A 16,418-nucleotide genomic window follows, 5' to 3' on the forward strand; every position below is an offset into this window, starting at 1 on the left:
CTGCTCGAAGATCTCGAGGGCGGGGAGATAGGAGTCGCGCTGGCCCTCGATCGTGGCCAGGCGCAGCAGCAGAGCGCTGCGCTCGGCGGGCACCTCCGGCTCGGGGGGCAGCGCGGCGAGCCCGGCCTGGCATGCGGCGGCCGCATCGGCGAAGGCGCTGCGCCGCATCAGGACGCTGGCGAGCTGGGCGTAGAGCCGGGCGCTCTCGGTGCGCGTCCCGCTGGGGGCGGCGGCGAGCGCCAGCCCCTGGTGGCATGCCTGCTCGGCCGGGTCATAGTCGCCGGTCTGCTCGCACACCTGGGCCAGCAGCCGGAAGCGCCGGGCCTGCCTGACGACGCCCTGCGGATCGCCGCCACCGCCCTCGGTAATCGCCTGCTCGATCGCGGCGCGAGACTGGGGGAATGCGCCGAGCAGCGCCGCCGCCTCGGCCTGGGCCATATGCACCTCGGCCCGCGTGGCCGCGCCCACGTCGGCCAGCGAGAGATCGCCCAGCAGGGCGCTGATCGCCCTGGCGTGGCCCTGCTGGATCAGACGCCAGGGGTTCGCGCCGATCAGCGCGGCGGCGCGGGGGTGATCGTCGGCGAGGATGTAGTGGCGAACCGCCAGGACCAGCGCATGCTCGTCCGCCGCGTAGAAGGCCCCGGCCCGCGCGTGCATCGCCTGCCGCGCGCACAGGCTAGGGCTGTCATAGTAGAAGCGCTGGACGATCGCGTGCTGATGGTAGATCGGCTCGTCCCCCCGCCGCTCGACGGCGAGCAGGTTGCGGCGCACCAGGGCCGCCAGCGCACGGCGCAGGCTGAGCCCCTCGGCCAGCGCCTCGATGGCGGCGCGGCTGCCGCCATAGCCCAGGAGCGCCGCCACCGCCTCCATCGCCCGCTGCTCATCCTCGCTCAGCTTGGCGTCGATCTCCTGAAGCAAATACTGCTCGATCGCCGCGCTGGCCGGCAGGCGCGCGATCAGCGTGTCCGGGTCAGGCACCCGCTGCACCAGGGCCGCCGCGAGCACCAGAAACTCCGGGTTGCCCTCCGTGGCTGCGTGGAGCGCGGCCAGCAGGCCAGCGCCAAGCTGGATGTCCTGCTGGGTAAAGAGCGCGGCGGTATCGGCTGGGGACAGCCCGCCCAGCGGCGATGGGGCGTCCTCAGCTGCCGGCACCGTCGTGCGCGACGTAAGGATCAGGGCCAGCTTCCCCTCGCCGGCCGCTCGAACAAACCGCTCCAGCACCTGGCCAACCTGCGGGCGCTCATCGACCAGGTGCAGATCATCGAGGCAGAGCAGATAGCCCTGGCCTGCGGCGAGCTGGCTCAGGTGCTCGGCGAACAGCTCGGGGCTAGGGATCTGCCCGATCCCCTGGTGGGCCTGCTGGAGCTGCTTCCAGGCCCAGCTGCGGCCGCGGTGGGCCAGCCAGCCGGCAAACTGCCAGATCAGCGTCTCGGCGCTCTCGCCGGGCCGGAAGCTGTGCCAGAAGATGTGCGTGGGCCGGGCGGCCTGCTGGGCCAGCCGGGCGGCCAGGGCCGTCTTGCCGATCCCGGGCATCCCGGTGATCGCCACGATGTGCCGGGCTGCCAGGCGCTGGGCGAGCTCGGTTAGCTCGACGGCCCGCCCGACAAAGCTGGTCACCAGCGGGGGCGAGACCGGCGCCGGGGGCGGCGGGACGTCGACCGATGCGAGCAGCTCGTCAAGCTCGGCGAGCAGCATCGCAGCGCTGGGCCGAGCCTGTACATCGACCGCCATGGCGCGGGCGATGACGTGCTCAACCTGCGGTCGGACGTCGGGGTTGAGGGCGCGGATCGCAACCTGCGGCGGACCCGGCTCGGGTGACGGGCGCTGCCCGGTGAGCAAGGCGTACAGAGTCGCCCCAAGCGCGTAGATGTCTGATCGCGGCTCCGCAGTGCCATCCCACTGCTCGGGAGGCGTGTAGCCGGGCGTCCCGCCGACGAGGCGCGGCGCGCCGTCGTCGCCACGTATGTGGGCGGCGACGACGCGCCGCGCCAGGCCGAAGTCGATCAGCCAGACCCGCCCGATCTCATCGAGCATGATATTCTGCGGCTTGAGGTCACCGTGCAGCACTGGCTGCGGCGTACGGCTGTGCATATAGGCCAGCGCCGAGCAGACATCGCGGACATAGCGCAGCGCCTCAGCCTCGGGCAGCGGATCCAGCCGGCTCTTGACCAGCCGCCAGAGGTCTTTGCCCGTGACATACTTCATCACCAGACAGCGATCATCCTCAAGATACTCGAAGATCTCGGGGATGTTCGGGTGGCCGGGCTGGCTCAGCGTGACAAGGAGGCGCGCCTCGTGCTCGAAGGCAGCGATGGCCTGCTGCATCCGGGTGTCGCTCAGTGACGCGGTGATCGCCAGCCGCTTGGCGACGCACAGCCGGTTCAGGCGGGTGTCCTCGATCAGGTACACCTCGCCGAAGCCGCCCTGTCCCAGCAGCTGGTCCACCCGGTAGCGCCGCTCGCCGCCGAGGCGCGCCTCGGCGACGAGCGGCGCTACCGGGTGTGGATCGAGCCGGGTGCCGCACCAGCCGCAGCAGCGGGCGATGAGCCGATTGTTGAAGCCGCAGCCGGGGCAGGGGCGGCGCTGAGCCGTGCCAGGTGATTCCATTGCCTATCCGGGGAAGGCTGGTATTCGGCGAACCGCTTCTGTAAGGAAAGTGAGTTGAATGCTGACTGGCTGATTGCATGCGCCTACGAGGCAGTTCACGCCTACCGTCTGTTCAGTGCTCCAACGCTGGATCGTTGCCAATAGCTGGCGCTCCGCAACACTCGTCGAAATTGGTGCAAGCTCACGGCTGGGTATTGCTCCACAGGCAACCAGCGATGTCAGAAGCGCCAGAGCTAGAAGGAGTTGCCAGCGATGCTGAAGATGCCGAACGTCCATAGGGATGCCCCCTCCATGCTGAATGCCTTCGCCTGATCGTAATCCACCCCGCGTACTCGCAGCATAGCACCCTATTGCAGCGCCGTTCCATCGGGGCCGCGTGCGATCTCCGGCCCATGTCTCAGTCAAGAAGATAGCTAGGTAAATGAACAAATCGCAACGTCGCACGCCTGCCATGTCCCGTCGGTGCGCGGGGGGCTTCTGCTATGATTGGTGGCGGAGGCGCTCCGCGCGCCCCACGCAGCGCGACAGGTGTCACGCGCCTGTGGGCGGGTAGCGGTGCAACCCACCAGTATGCGGCCTGTTGCACCGCTGTTGCATGCAACGCCGCACGTTGGGGTGCGGCGTGTCATTTCGGGCTGCCCCGCTCGCAGGCACGATTCCGAAACGATACGCCGTACCCCGCACGTCGCACCGCCAGGAGATCAGCTTTTGAGCGAAGAACCTCCGGTCATCCCCCTGTTTCAGCGCGCGCTTGGCGACCACGCGCTGGGCATCTACCTGGCCGACCTGCGGGCCTGGGTGTTTCGCTCGCAGGCCCGCGCCGCCGATCACTTCGGCCTGTCCCGCAGCACCGTCTGGCGCTACGAGGAGGGCCAGAGCCTGCCGCCGCCGGGCTATCTCGCCGCCCTGGCGCAGCTGGTCGCCGAGCGGCTGGGCGGCGCTGCCGCCGGTGGCCCGCCGTATGCGCTGCTGCTCCAGGAGATCAACCGGGCGATGGTGACCTACTACCCCAACACGCCGCCCTACGACTCCTGGGACGATGTTGCGCGCGCGGCGGCGGGCTATGACGCCGGGCGGCGCGGGGCCACCAACGGGCAAGCCGCTGATAGCGCCACGCCGCCCGCGCCACTACCCGCCCACGCGGCGCAGGTCGACTGGGGCGACGCGCCGGAAATCCTCGCGTTCTACGGGCGGCAGCGTGAGCTGGCCGAGCTGCAGCGGCTGATCGGCGCGGAGGGCTGTCGGGTGCTTGGCGTGCTTGGGATGGGCGGTGTGGGGAAAACCGCGCTGGCCGCGCGCCTGGCCGAGCTGATTGCGGATCAGTTCGATCTGGTCGTCTGGCGCTCGCTAGCCAACGCGCCCCCGCCGAGCCTGATCCTGCGCGAGCTCTTGCAGCTGCTCGCCAGCCCCGCGGCCGAGCTGCCGCCCGCCGCCGATCAGCTGCAGGTGCGCGAGCTGCTGCCCTTTCTGCAGTCTCGGCGCTGCCTGCTCATCCTCGACAACTATGAGAGCATTATCGAGGGCGGCGAGCGGGCCGGCACGCACCGCGCCGGCTACGAGTCCTACGGCCAGCTCCTGCGCCTGTTTGGCCAGGCCCGCCACCAGAGCTGCCTGATCCTCACCAGCCGCGAGCTGCCGCGCGAGCTGGCCACGCTGAGCCAGGCGCATGATCAGGCCGCCCGAATCCGCACGTTCAGCCTGTCTGGCCTCGACCACGAGGGCGCCCTGTCCATCTTCCGCGACGCCGGGCTTGATCCGAGCGACCCCGGGCTGCCCACCTTATTTTCCCGATGCTCCGGCAACCCCAAGATCCTGGCGATCGTCGCCGCCGCCGTTCGCGACTTCTACGACGGCTCGGTGGCGACGTTTCTGGAGCGCGAGACGATCATCTTCGATGATGTCCGCGACATCCTGCGCCAGCAGTTCGCCCGGCTCTCCGCCGCCGAGCAGGAGATCATGTACTGGCTGGCCCTGGCCCGCGAGCCGCTGAGCCTGAGCGACCTGCATGATCGCCTGCTGGTGACAGACACGGGCCGGCATGTGCTTGAGACGGTGCGATCGCTCCAGCGACGCTCGCTGATCGAGCGCGATCTCAAAGCGATCTCCCTCCAGAACGCCGTGGCCGAGTATGTTGTCGATCTTTGCATCGCCCGGGTCAATGCTGAGCTGCGCGACGGCACCTTCGAGATCCTGCACCAGCACGCCCTGATCCGCGCCCAGGCCCGGGATTATGTGCGCGCCAGCCAGGAGCGCGTGGTGCTGCAGCCACTCGCCGAGCGCCTGCTGCGCAGCTTTAGCCGCCAGGATCTGGAGCGACACCTGGAGCGCCTGCTTGAGCAGCTCCGCACGAGCTTCCGTGATCGGCCCAGCTATGCCGGCGGCAACCTGCTGAACCTGCTGATCTTCCTGGGCAGTGAGCTTGCGCACAAAGACCTCTCACACCTCGCGATCTGGCAGGCGCATCTGATGGGCGTCGCCCTGCACTATGTCAACATGCGCCACGCCGATCTGCGCGGGTCGGTCTTCACCGAGACCTTCGGCAGCGTGCGGACGGTCGCCTTTAGCCCCGATGGGCAGCTGATGGCGGCGGGGTCGAGCAATGGCGAGATCCATGTCTGGCGCACGAACACCTACGAGCATCGTTTCACCCTCGACGGCCAGACGTGGGTCGAGACGCTTGCCTTCAGCCCGGATAGCCGCCTGCTGGCGAGCGGCAGCGCCGACCCGGCTATTCAGCTGTGGGACTGCGCGACCGGCACGCTGTCCGCTCGGCTGGAGGGCCATGTGGCTACGGTGCGCAGCCTGTGCTTCAGCCCCGACGGGGCGCTGCTGGCCAGCGCCGGCGACGGCTCGACCCTGCGCCTGTGGGACATGGAGGCGCGGGAATGTCGCGCGGCGCTGCGCGGACAGCGCGGCACGATCTGGAGCGTCGCGTTTCACCCAGGCGGCCATCTCCTGGCCAGCGCCGGAGATGGCATTCTCCTGTGGGACGTTGCGGGCGGACGCCAGGTAGCGCGGCTCGACGAGCACCAGGCGCCGGTCGCCGCAGTCGCCTTCAGCCCCGACGGCGCAACCCTGGCCAGCGCCAGCTATGATCATAGCATCAAGCTGTGGGACATACCCGCAGGGCGCTGTCGGACGACCCTGCACGGCCACACTGGCGATGTGCGCGCTGTCGCATTCCGCCCCGATGGCACAGCGCTCGTCAGCGGCAGCGAAGATCAGCGTATCCGCATGTGGGATCCCGCCAGCGGTGAGGCTAGGGGCAGCGTCCACGAGCCGGCCAACCGCGTCAGGGCGCTGGCCTTCAGCGCCGACGGCGCGCTGCTGGCCAGCGGCAGCCACGACCAGAACGTCCGGCTGTGGGATATCGAGCACCGCCAGTGCCTGACCCTGTTCCAGGGCCACATCAACCAGCTGCGCACGCTGGCGATCAGCCCCGATGGCCGCAGCCTGGCCCTGGGCGTCGCAGAGCAGATCTATCTGCTTGACCCGCTTGACGGGGTGATCAGACGGCGCCTTCCCGGCCATGCGGAGTGGATCCAGTCGCTGGCGTTCAGCCCCGACGGCGCGCTGCTCGCCAGCGGCAGCGACGATCACAGCGTCAGGATCTGGCATGTGTACGACGGGGCACCCGCCCAGCTGCTGTGCGGCCACCAGGCGTGGGTGCAGGCGGTCGCCTATAGCGCGGATGGCCGGCTCCTGGCAAGCTGTAGCGCCGACCATACGGTGTGCTTGTGGGACGCGGCCACCGGCGCGCTGCGACAAACGCTTCGGGCACATACGCATCATGTGTGGACCGTCGCGTTCAGCCCCGACGGCGCATGGCTGGCCAGCGCCGGCGCCGATGAGACCATCAGGCTGTGGGATCTTCATGCGGCGACGTGCCAATACGAGCTGCCCGGCCACAGCGGGTCGGTCTGGTCGCTCGCCTTCACCCCCGACTCGCGCCGGCTCGTGAGCGGCGGGCATGATCGGCTGGTCAACGTGTGGGACATCCAGCAGGGCCGACGCGCCCACACCCTGGCGGGCCACGAGAATCGGGTAGTGTCGGTCGCAGTCAGCCCCGACGGCCGCTGGATCGCCAGCGGCGGCGACGACCGCACCGTGCGGATCTGGGATCTCCGCAGCGGCGGGTGCGTCCATATTGGCCGGGGCCACCGGCGGGCGGTTGTCTCGCTGACGTTCAGCCCCGACGCGGCCCTGGTGTACAGCGGCGGCGAAGATGGCGCCGTGCGCGTCTGGGGCGTGCAGAGCGGCGCCTGCGTGCGGACGCTCACTGCCCCGCGGCCCTACGACGGGCTCGTGATCACCGGCGCCGTCGGCCTGACGAGCGCCCAGCGCAGCTCGCTGCTGGCGCTTGGTGCCACTGACTCGTAGGGGCGCAGCGTGCTGCGCCCCGCGCCCCTACGATTCTTGCGTCTCTGGCACCAGCACCATCTCCTCGATGATCGCGCGCGGCGGCAGGTTGATCGCCAGCAGCGCGCAGCGGGCCACGTCCTCGGGCTGAAGCATGCGCTCGCGGATCTCAGGCGGCGGCGGGCTGGGCCGCTGGTCGAGCAGCGGGGTGTTGATCTCGCCGGGGAAGATCGCGCAGGCCCGCACCCCGTGCCGCCGCTCCTCGGCGTTGATCGCCTGGGTCAGCCCGGCCATGCCGAACTTCGACATGGCGTAGGCCGCCCCGGCCACCGCGCTGGCCCGCAGCCCGGCGATCGAGGCGATGTTGATGATCGTCCCCGCGCCCCGCTCGCGCATGCCGGGCAGGAAGGCCTGCGAGCAGTAGTAGGCGCCGTGCATGTTCGTGTCCACGATCCGGTGGTAGTCGGCGGTGGAGAGCTCGGCCAGGCTGCGCGCCGCCGTGTTCGTGCCCGCCGAGTTGACCAGCACCTCCACATCGCCCAGCTGCGCCGCCCGCTCGGCCATCGCCGCCACCTCCGCCGGGTCGCCGATGTCGCAGGGCAGGGCCAGCAGCGCCGCGCCGCCCGCCCCGGCCAGCCGGATCGTCTCCCGCAGCGTCTCCTCGCGCCGGCCGACCAGCGCCACCGCCCAGCTCTCCCGCGCCAGCATCAGCGCCACCACCCGCCCCACCCCGCTCCCCGCCCCCGTCACCACCGCGACTCTTGGCATGTGAGGCCCTCCCTGGCGCTTGCGCCATTGCAGATTGGCGCGCGATACTTGTTTCTGCACTACACGACCGCCATCCGATCCATGCTGTGCGGGCGACCACGGTGGGTCGCCCCTACGGCACATCAAGATTCACCCTCGGCCCACGCGGCTGACCTGAGCACCGCGAGGCCGCCCACGTGGATCGGATAGAACTCTCCTTTGAGTACTTATTGAGTGTTGAGTGTTGAGTGTTGAGTGTTGAGTGTTGAGTGCTCTGCGCTCTGCGCTATGGTAGCACAGCTTCCCGGCGCGCCGTGGTACAATCGCACCCCTACCCTCCGCTGGTCGTTCGTCGTCAACAGGAGCGCACATGCAGTACGGGCATATCCCCGGCATCGACAAGCCGATCTCGCGCCTGGTGCAGGGCACGCTGATGGTCTCATCGCAGGATCTGGACGGAGCCTTCGCGCTGTTCGACTCGATCCTGGCCCTGGGCTGCACCGCCTTCGACACCGCCCACGTCTACGGCCAGGGCGACAACGAGCGCACCGTGGGGCGCTGGGTGCGCGAGCGCGGCATCCGCGAGCAGGTGGTGATCATCGGCAAGGGCGCCCACCACAGCCAGGACCGCCGCCGGGTCACGCCCTTCGATATCAGCGCCGACATCCACGACTCGCTGGCCCGCTTCCAGTTCGACTACATCGACCTGTACCTGCTGCACCGCGACGACCCGGCGGTGCCGGTGGGGCCGATCGTCGAGGCGCTGAACGAGCACCTGCGGGCGGGCCGCATCCGGGCCTTCGGCGGATCGAACTGGAGCGTGGAGCGCATCCGCGAGGCCAACGCCTACGCGGCCGAGCGCGGCCTCGCGCCCTTCATCGCGAGCAGCCCGAACTTCAGCCTGGCCGACCAGATCCAGGAGCCCTGGCCCGGATGCGTCACGATCAGCGGCCCGGCGCACGCTGAGGCCCGCGCATGGTACGCGCAGCAGCAGCTGCCGCTCTTCACATGGTCGAGCCTGGCCGGCGGTTTCTTCTCCGGGCGCTTCAGCCGCGAGAATATCGGCGCGGCCGAGGGCTACTTCGACACCCTGGCGGCGCAGTGCTACGGCAGCGAGGCTAACTTCCAGCGGCTCGACCGCGCCGCCCAGCTCGGCGCCGCGCGCGGGCTGAGCGTCCCGCAGGTGGCCCTGGCCTATGTGATGAGCCAGCCGCTCGACATCTACGCCCTGGTGGGCAGCGCGAGCGCCGATGAGTTCGCCGCCAACGCCGCCGCCGCCGACCTGCCACCCCTGTCGTCGCGCCCGCCGCCCCAGAGCCCGCCGCCCCAGAGCCCGCCGCCCCGGAGCCGGTTGCCCCCGCGCCCGCCGCCCCCAGCGTCGATCGCCGCACGATCGTCGTCCCCGCCCACGAGCAGCTCAGCGAGACCGATGTCGCCCACGGCATGATCAAGGATTTCATCGAGGAGAACCCCTCGCTGCCCTGGGTGCTGCTTGCCTTCATCATCGGATATATGCTCGGACGCCGGAAGTAACACAATGTTGAATGCTGAATGTTGAATGCTGAATGGAGGCATTCAACATTCAGCATTCAGCATTCAGCATTTCTCTTGCAACGAGGAGGTTGGAACCCGTGACGACGATCACTGTCACCGTGAACGGCAAGTCGTACACCCGCGATGTCGAGCCCCGCACCCTGCTGGTCCACTTTCTGCGCGAGAACCTCAGCCTCACCGGCACCCACGTCGGCTGCGACACCAGCCAGTGCGGCGCCTGCGTCGTCCACATGGACGGGGTGAGCGTGAAGTCCTGCACCACCCTGGCCGTCCAGGCCGACGGCGCGAGCGTCACCACAATCGAGGGGCTGGCCAACGGCACCGAGCTGCACGCGCTCCAGGAGGGCTTCTGGGAGAAGCACGGCCTCCAGTGCGGCTACTGCACCCCCGGCATGATTATGTCCGCCGCCGACCTGCTCAAGAATAACCCTAACCCGACCGACGACGAGATCCGCCACGGGCTTGAGGGCAACCTCTGCCGCTGCACCGGCTACGAGAACATCGTGCGCGCCGTGCGCTACGCCGCCGAGAAGATGAATACGGTCAACGCGGACTAATTGTAAGGGCGCAGCAGCAAGGTTGGCTGCGCCAGCACACTGGCGCAGCCAACCTTGCTGCTGCGCCCCGATAGCCCTCTAGAATGGAGTCAATGATGACCACCGAGACGATGTTCGGCCGTGCGCTCAAGCGCCGCGAGGACCCGCGCCTGATCACCGGGCGCGGCCAGTATGTCGATGATATACAGATCCCCGGCGTGCAGCGCATCTTCTTCCTGCGCAGCCCCTACGCCCACGCGATGATCACTTCGATCGATACCTCGGCGGCGGAGGCTCACCCCGGCGTGATGAAGGTCTACACCGGCAAGGATCTGCCGGCCGTCCCCGTGCCCTGCGGCGTCAACCTGCCCGACAGCAACCAGAAGACGCCGCCCTACTTCATGATCGCCACCGACCGGGTGCGCCACACCGGCGAGATCGTCGCCGCCGTGGTGGCCAGCGATATCGGCACGGCCCGCGACGCCGCCGAGAAGATCGTCGTCGAGTACGACCCGCTGCCCGTGGTGGTCGATGCCGAGAAGTCCGTCATGGACGGTGCCCCGCAGCTGTACGACGGGATCGATAACAATATCACCTTCGACTGGAAGCTCGGCGGCGGCGATATCGACGCGGCCTTCGCCGGCGCCGAGGTCGTGATCAAGCAGCGCCTGGTCAACCAGCGGCTCATCCCCAACGCCATGGAGCCGCGCGCCGTGGCCGGCCGCTACGACAGCGCCACCGGCGACCTGACGCTCTGGGACACCGACCAGAACCCGCACATTATCCGCCTGCTGATCTGTATGCTCACCGGCATCGCTGAGAATAAGCTGCGCGTGATCGCCCCCGATGTCGGCGGCGGCTTCGGCAGCAAGATCTTCCTCTACGCCGAGCAGCTGCTGGTCACTACGATCACCAAGGACCTCGCCACCCCGGTCAAGTGGGTCGAGACCCGCAGCGAGAACTTTCAGGCCACCACCCACGGCCGCGACCACGTCAGCTATGTCGAGATGGCCTTCATGAAGAGCGGCAAGCTGTGCGGACTGAAGGTGAAGACCTACGCGAACATGGGCGCCTTCATGACCGCCTTCGCCCCGCTGGTGCCGACCTTCCTCTATGGCACGCTGCTCTCGGGCGTGTACGACCTGCCGGCCCTGCGGGTCGAGACGATCGGCGTGCTCACCAACACGATGGCGGTGGACGCCTACCGCGGCGCCGGCCGTCCCGAGGCCTCCTACCTGCTGGAGCGGGTGATGGACATCGCCGCCGATGAGCTGAACATTGACCCGGCCGAGATCCGGCGCATGAACTTCATCAAGGGCGAGTTCCCGCACATGGCCGTCACCGGCATGAACTATGACAGCGGCGACTACGAGGGCAACCTCGACAAGGCCCTGGCGCAGTTCGGCTACGCCGACTGGCGGGCCAAGCAGGCCGAGGCCAAGGCCAAGGGCCGCTACCTGGGCATCGGCCTCTCCTGCTACATCGAGGCCTGCGGCATCGCCCCCTCGAAGATGGTCGGCATGATGGGCGGCGGCGTCGGCCTCTGGGAGTCCGGCACCATCCGCGTCCACCCCACCGGCAAGGTGACGGCCTACACCGGCGCGCACTCGCACGGCCAGGGCCACGAGACGACCTTCGCCCAGCTGATCTCGGACACGCTCGGCGTGCCCTACGACAATGTCGAGATCGTCCACGGCGACACCAACCAGGTGCAGTTCGGCATGGGCACCTACGGCTCGCGCTCGCTGGCCGTCGGCGGCACCGCGCTGCTCAAGAGCGCCCAGAAGCTGGTCGAGAAGGGCAAGAAGATCGCCGCCCACCTGCTTGAGGCCAACGCCGCCGACATCGAGTACAAGGACGGCAGCTTCTCGGTCAAGGGCTCGCCCGACCGCAGCAAGGCCTTCGGCGAGGTGGTGCTGATGGCCTACCTGGCCCACAACTACCCGGCCGACCTTGAGCCCGGATTTGAGGAGCAGACCTTCTTCGACCCGACCAACTTCACCTTCCCCGAGGGCACCTACATGGCCATCGTCGAGGTGGACCCGGAGACGGGCACGGTCACGCCGCTGAACTTCTACTGCATGGATGACTGCGGCAACGTGCTGAACCCGCTGATCGCCGAGGGCCAGGTCCACGGCGGCGTGGCCCAGGGCATCGGCCAGGCTCTGTACGAGAACGCGGTCTACGACGAGAACGGCCAGCTGATCAGCGGCTCGATGATGGACTACGCGGTGCCGAAGATCACCCAGCTGCCCTCCTACACCACCGAGTTCGCCCCTGTCCCCTCGCCCAGCAACCCGATGGGCGTGAAGGGCATCGGCGAGGCCGGCACGATCGGCTCGACGGCGGCGATTGCCAACGCGGTGATGGACGCGCTCTCGTCGATGAACATCCGCCACATCGACCTGCCGCTGACCTCGCAGAACGTCTGGAATGCCATCCAGGCCGCGAAGTAATTGCAGATTGTAGATTGCAGATTGTAGATTGAGCAGCCCAATCTGCAATCTGCAATCTGCAATCTGCAATCTGCAATCTGCAATCTGCAATCCGCAATCTGCAATCCGCAATCTGCAATCTGCAATCAATGGATAGGAGCACCGCATGATCCCCTCAGCGTTTGAATACGCGACGCCGGCGACCCTGAACGAGGCGATGGCGATGCTGGCCGCCGATGAGGACGCCAAGCTGCTGGCCGGCGGCCACAGCCTGCTGCCGACGATGAAGCTGCGCCTGGCCGCGCCGACGAAGCTGATCGACCTGCGCAAGATCGGCGAGCTGCGCGGCGTCTCCGCCAGCGGCGGCGGCGCGCGCATCGGCGCGATGACCACCTACGCCGAGGCCACGGCCAGCGCCGCGCTCAAGGGCTACGCGGCCCTGATCGATGCCACCTCGATCATCGGCGACACCCAGGTGCGCAACCGCGGCACCATCGGCGGCGCCATGGCCCACGGCGACCCGGCGGCCGACCTGCCGGCCGTCATGCTCGCCCTCGGGGCGACGGTCAATGTGATCGGCTCCGCCGGCAGCCGCGCGATCGCGATCGACGACTTCTTCGTCGGCATGCTGACCACCGCCCTTGAGGAGGGCGAGATCATCACCTCGATCGACCTGCCCGCCCTCGCCGCTGGCACCAGTACTGCTTATGTCAAGTTTGCCAACCCGGCCAGCGGCTACGCCATGGTCGGCGTGGCGGCGAGCGTGACCATGAGCGGCGGCAAGGTCAGCGCCTGCCGCATCGGCCTGACCGGCGCCGGCCCCAGCGCCACCCGCCTTGAGGGCGTCGAGCAGGCCCTGACCGGCAGCGACGGCTCGGAGGCGAGCATCGCCAGCGCCGTGGCCAACGCCGGCGACGGGCTGGACATCCTCGGCGACATCCACGCCGGCGAGGACTACCGCCGGGCCATGGTCAGCGTCTACGCGAAGCGGGCCATCGTGGCCGCGATCGCGCGGGCGTAGCAGGGGCGCAGCAGCACGAAGGGGGAGTGGCGGCGAGCCGCCACTCCCCCTTCGTGCTGCTGCGCCTCTACCCCAGCGCCGGGTGGTTGCGCTGCTGGAAGATCGTGTCCACGGAGACGCCGCTGTGGATACGCTGGATCACCTCGGCTACCAGGTGGCTCACGCTGAGCACGACCAGGCCGGGCCAGCGCTTCTCGGGGGCGATCGGCAGGGTGTCGGTGGTGACGAGCTCCTTGAGCGAGCTGCTGCGCAGGCGCTGGGCGGCGTTGCCGGCCAGCACGGCGTGGACGCAGCTGGCGTAGATCTCGCGGGCGCCCTCGCGCTCAAGCAGGTCGATCACCTCAAGCATCGAGCCGCCGGTGGCGATCTCGTCGTCGACCAGGATACAGCGCTTGCCGGCCACATCGCCGATCAGGTTCAGGATCTCGGGAGAGGTCAGGCTACCGCCGTCCGTGCGGCCGAAGTGCTGCACGCGGCGCTTCTCGGCGATCGCCAGCGGCGCGCCCAGAGCCTCGGCGAAGTTGCGCGCCCGCTTGGCGAAGCCCACGTCGGGCGAGACGACGATCGCATCGTCCCAGCCCTTGTCGGCGAAGTAGCGCACCAGCAGATGCATGGCCGTCAGCTCATCGGTGGGGATGCTGAAGAAGCCCTGGATCTGGCCCGCGTGCAGGTCGATCGTCAGCACCTGGTGGGCGCCGGCCACCTGGATCATGTCGGCCAGCAGGCGGGCGGTGATCGGCACGCGCGGCTGGTCGCGCTTATCGGTGCGGCCATAGGCATAGTAGGGGATCACCGCCGTGATCCGCCCGGCCGAGGCCCGCTTGCACGCGTCGATCAGGATCAACAGCTCCATGACCCGGTCGCTTAGGTCAGGCGCCGAGAGCGACTGGACGATGAAGACGTCCTTCTCGCGCACGCTCTCGTTGAGCTTGATGAAGATATTCTCGTTGCTGAACTTGACGATCGTCGCGTCGCCCAGCGGCACCCCGACACGGTCACATACCGCCTGCGCGAGGGCGCTGTTCCCATTCCCCGCGAAGATGCGCATCTCATCGAACCGACTACCCATGACGCCCTCCAGATTGCAGATTGCAGATTGTAGATTGCAGATTGCAGATTGAGGATTGAGGATTGTAGATTGAATAGTGATGAGTTCTGCGATGATCGACCAATCTGCAATCTGCAATCTGCAATTGATAGTGATGAGTTCGGCGATGATCGACTAATCTGCAATCTGCAATCTGCAATCTGCAATTGGATGATCGACCAATCTACAATCTGCAATCTGCAATCTGCAATTGATCGAGCAGCGCGGCGCGCTCGATACGTGGGCCGACAGGGAGTCCCTCCTGGAGCGCGCCATCGCTCTCGGATGCGACGAGCAGCACGCCAATGCTGGGGCGCTGGATCAGCGCGGTGAGCAGCTGGCCGAGGCTCATGGCGGCCAGCCTGGGCGCGGACCCCAGCTTGGAGGCCTGGGCGAAGCTCAGGGCCGCGTCGGCGCTGCGGAAGGCCAGCAGCACGCGCGGGCGGGCCGGCGGGGTGCGCGCCGGCCCCTCGCCGCCGCCGTGGCTGGCGCTCCGAAAAATATACATGCGGCCAAGCGGGGTCTCGCCCTCGCTCAGGCGCACGCGCGCCCATGCGAGGGCGGCCTCGGCCGCATCGGCGCGGTAGCCAGACTGGAGGGCGGCGGTGGTGAAGAGCTGCGCGTCATTCATCATGAATGTATTGGGCCGTAGGGACGCAGCGCGCTGCGTCCCTACGGCAGTGGCACCGCCGTCGGCACCGGCTGAATAGTGTCGGGGCGGCGCTCGTTCTGGTAGAGGGCGGTGCCGAGCAGGCCGGACTGCACCTCGTAGGGCGTGCCGGCGGCCTCGGGGTGGAGCTCCATACGCGCCCGCTCGAAGTACTGCACCCGGTAGGTCTTCCCATCGGGCAGCACCTCATCAAACTCCTCGCTGATCGGCATGCCGAAGACATCCAGGTCGCCATTCTGCGACCAGAAGGACAGGAAGGCCCCGCCCAGGGCGTGGCCCGTCTCGGCGAAGAAGCGCATGTCTGGCCGGCTCACAAAGAACTGCTGGGAGGCGAACATGCGCCCATCGGTGTACTCGGTGCCGAGACGCCCGAGCTGGATCTCATAGGGGGTGCCGGCATACTCCGGCCAGCGCTCGACGCGCGCGCGCTCGAACCATTGGATCTCGCGCCCGTTCACCGTCATCAGCCCGCTGATCGGCCGGCCGAGGATGCGCAGGCCGCCGTGGGCGTCGTAGTAGCCCTGAAAGCCCGGATCCACCACGGGGCTCGGGCTGGACGTACCCACGGCCGGGATCTCGGCCGCGGGCGCGGGGGGCGACTCGAAGCCCGATGCGCCGCCGAGGACCCCCTGGCTGCCCTCGGCGGGCGTATCAGACGAGAGGAGCGGGCCGCGCGCCGGCCCGCCAGCCTCCTGCGCGGGGGCCGGGCGCAGGCCACCTGTGGCCCAGAGCATGACGAGGAGCGCCAGCAGTCCCAGGGCGCCCACCAGAGCGATGATCCAGCCCAGCAGGGTGCGGCTCATCTGGGTGCGCGGCCGGCCAGCGGGGTTCGCCTGCGTGGACGCCTCGGGGCTATCGCCCCCGGCCCCAGGCTGGTCGGACGATGGAGATCCGCCGGTCTGGCTGTCTGCGCCCGCGCGGATGATCTGGTTGGGGCTCTCGACCTTATACTCGGATCGCTGCTTTGGGCCACTCATACGGCATCCTCCTCGCCCATGCGGGCGCTGATCGCGGCGGCCAGATCACGCAGCTCATCGGGGGCGCCCGCGCCGGGCCTCCAGTGGGCTATGGCGCGGTCGCCCTCCCAGCGCGGGATGATATGGACGTGGTAGTGGGGCACCACCTGCCCGGCGGCCGCCCCGTTGTTCTGCACGATGTTCAGCCCGTCGGGACTGAGGGCCGCCGAGATGGCCCGGGCCACCAGCTGCACCGTGCGGGCCACGGCGGCCAGCAGATCAGGCGACAGGTCGAGCAGGGTCGGCAGCTCCTCCTTACAGATCACCAGCGTATGCCCGCGCGAGGCCGGACTGACATCGAGAAAGGCCAGGGTCTGCGCGTCCTCGTACACCTTTGCCGCCGGAATCTCACCGTTGACGATGCGCGTGAAGATCGATGGCATCTT

General features: G+C 68.5%; 11 protein-coding genes. 5 read left to right on the forward strand and 6 right to left on the reverse strand.

Annotation, left to right across the window (positions count from 1 at the left end):
- Nucleotides 1–2,607 (reverse strand): protein kinase (locus K2Z83_RS14605; RefSeq protein WP_220595926.1); only part of this gene is annotated, 2,607 nt, incomplete at its 3' end.
- 708 nt (nt 2,608–3,315) lie between these two features.
- Between K2Z83_RS14605 and K2Z83_RS14610 the strand changes: the two genes are divergently transcribed.
- Nucleotides 3,316–6,987 carry an NB-ARC domain-containing protein gene (locus K2Z83_RS14610; RefSeq protein ID WP_220595927.1) on the forward strand — a complete coding sequence of 1,224 codons (3,672 nt, stop codon included), beginning with the start codon at nt 3,316–3,318 and terminating at the stop codon, nt 6,985–6,987.
- A 27-nt stretch (nt 6,988–7,014) separates the two neighbouring features.
- On the opposite strand, the gene K2Z83_RS14615 is transcribed toward K2Z83_RS14610, so the two are convergent.
- A complete protein-coding gene (locus K2Z83_RS14615) occupies nt 7,015–7,734 on the reverse strand; it encodes an SDR family oxidoreductase (protein WP_220595928.1) in 720 nt (239 codons plus the stop codon).
- 349 nt (nt 7,735–8,083) lie between these two features.
- On the opposite strand from K2Z83_RS14615, the gene K2Z83_RS14620 reads away from it, so the two are divergent.
- From K2Z83_RS14620 to K2Z83_RS14635, 4 genes are all read left to right on the forward strand, one after another.
- On the forward strand, nt 8,084–9,160 hold the full coding sequence (locus K2Z83_RS14620) for an aldo/keto reductase (RefSeq protein WP_255603981.1): 1,077 nt from the start codon (nt 8,084–8,086) through the stop codon (nt 9,158–9,160).
- Nucleotides 9,161–9,344: 184 nt separating this feature from the next.
- Entirely contained in the window at nt 9,345–9,824 is a 480-nt protein-coding gene (locus K2Z83_RS14625; protein WP_370650181.1) for a (2Fe-2S)-binding protein, read from the forward strand.
- A gap of 92 nt (nt 9,825–9,916) precedes the next feature.
- A complete protein-coding gene (locus K2Z83_RS14630; protein WP_255603983.1) occupies nt 9,917–12,259 on the forward strand; it encodes a xanthine dehydrogenase family protein molybdopterin-binding subunit in 2,343 nt (780 codons plus the stop codon).
- A gap of 145 nt (nt 12,260–12,404) precedes the next feature.
- A complete protein-coding gene (locus K2Z83_RS14635) occupies nt 12,405–13,259 on the forward strand; it encodes a xanthine dehydrogenase family protein subunit M (RefSeq protein WP_220595930.1) in 855 nt (284 codons plus the stop codon).
- A 67-nt stretch (nt 13,260–13,326) separates the two neighbouring features.
- Here K2Z83_RS14635 and K2Z83_RS14640 read toward each other — a convergent pair whose 3' ends face one another.
- The 4 genes from K2Z83_RS14640 to K2Z83_RS14655 form a co-directional block, all read right to left on the reverse strand.
- The gene (locus tag K2Z83_RS14640; RefSeq protein ID WP_220595972.1) at nt 13,327–14,328 is read right to left on the reverse strand and encodes a ribose-phosphate pyrophosphokinase; all 1,002 of its coding nucleotides are present in this window, start codon (nt 14,326–14,328) and stop codon (nt 13,327–13,329) included.
- Between the two features lie 202 nt (nt 14,329–14,530).
- Nucleotides 14,531–14,980: a hypothetical protein gene (locus K2Z83_RS14645; protein WP_220595931.1), complete on the reverse strand. Its 450-nt coding sequence runs from the start codon at nt 14,978–14,980 to the stop codon at nt 14,531–14,533.
- 38 nt (nt 14,981–15,018) lie between these two features.
- A complete protein-coding gene (locus K2Z83_RS14650; RefSeq protein WP_220595932.1) occupies nt 15,019–15,993 on the reverse strand; it encodes a hypothetical protein in 975 nt (324 codons plus the stop codon).
- Nucleotides 15,990–16,418: HIT family protein (locus tag K2Z83_RS14655; protein ID WP_255603986.1), on the reverse strand; the 429-nt coding region annotated here is incomplete at its 5' end. The genes K2Z83_RS14650 and K2Z83_RS14655, both read right to left, overlap by 4 nt.

The sequence above is a fragment of the Oscillochloris sp. ZM17-4 genome, from assembly GCF_019599295.1.
GTDB lineage: Bacteria > Chloroflexota > Chloroflexia > Chloroflexales > Chloroflexaceae > Oscillochloris.

Excerpts from the sequence above, each read along its gene's own strand:
- K2Z83_RS14615 (WP_220595928.1), bottom strand. The coding sequence starts at position 7,734 with ATGCCAAGAGTCGCGGTGGTGACGGGGGCGGGGAGCGGGGTGGGGCGG.
- K2Z83_RS14620 (WP_255603981.1), top strand. The coding sequence starts at position 8,084 with ATGCAGTACGGGCATATCCCCGGCATCGACAAGCCGATCTCGCGCCTG.
- K2Z83_RS14630 (WP_255603983.1), top strand. The coding sequence starts at position 9,917 with ATGATGACCACCGAGACGATGTTCGGCCGTGCGCTCAAGCGCCGCGAG.
- K2Z83_RS14635 (WP_220595930.1), top strand. The coding sequence starts at position 12,405 with ATGATCCCCTCAGCGTTTGAATACGCGACGCCGGCGACCCTGAACGAG.
- K2Z83_RS14640 (WP_220595972.1), bottom strand. The coding sequence starts at position 14,328 with ATGGGTAGTCGGTTCGATGAGATGCGCATCTTCGCGGGGAATGGGAAC.
- K2Z83_RS14645 (WP_220595931.1), bottom strand. The coding sequence starts at position 14,980 with ATGATGAATGACGCGCAGCTCTTCACCACCGCCGCCCTCCAGTCTGGC.
- K2Z83_RS14650 (WP_220595932.1), bottom strand. The coding sequence starts at position 15,993 with ATGAGTGGCCCAAAGCAGCGATCCGAGTATAAGGTCGAGAGCCCCAAC.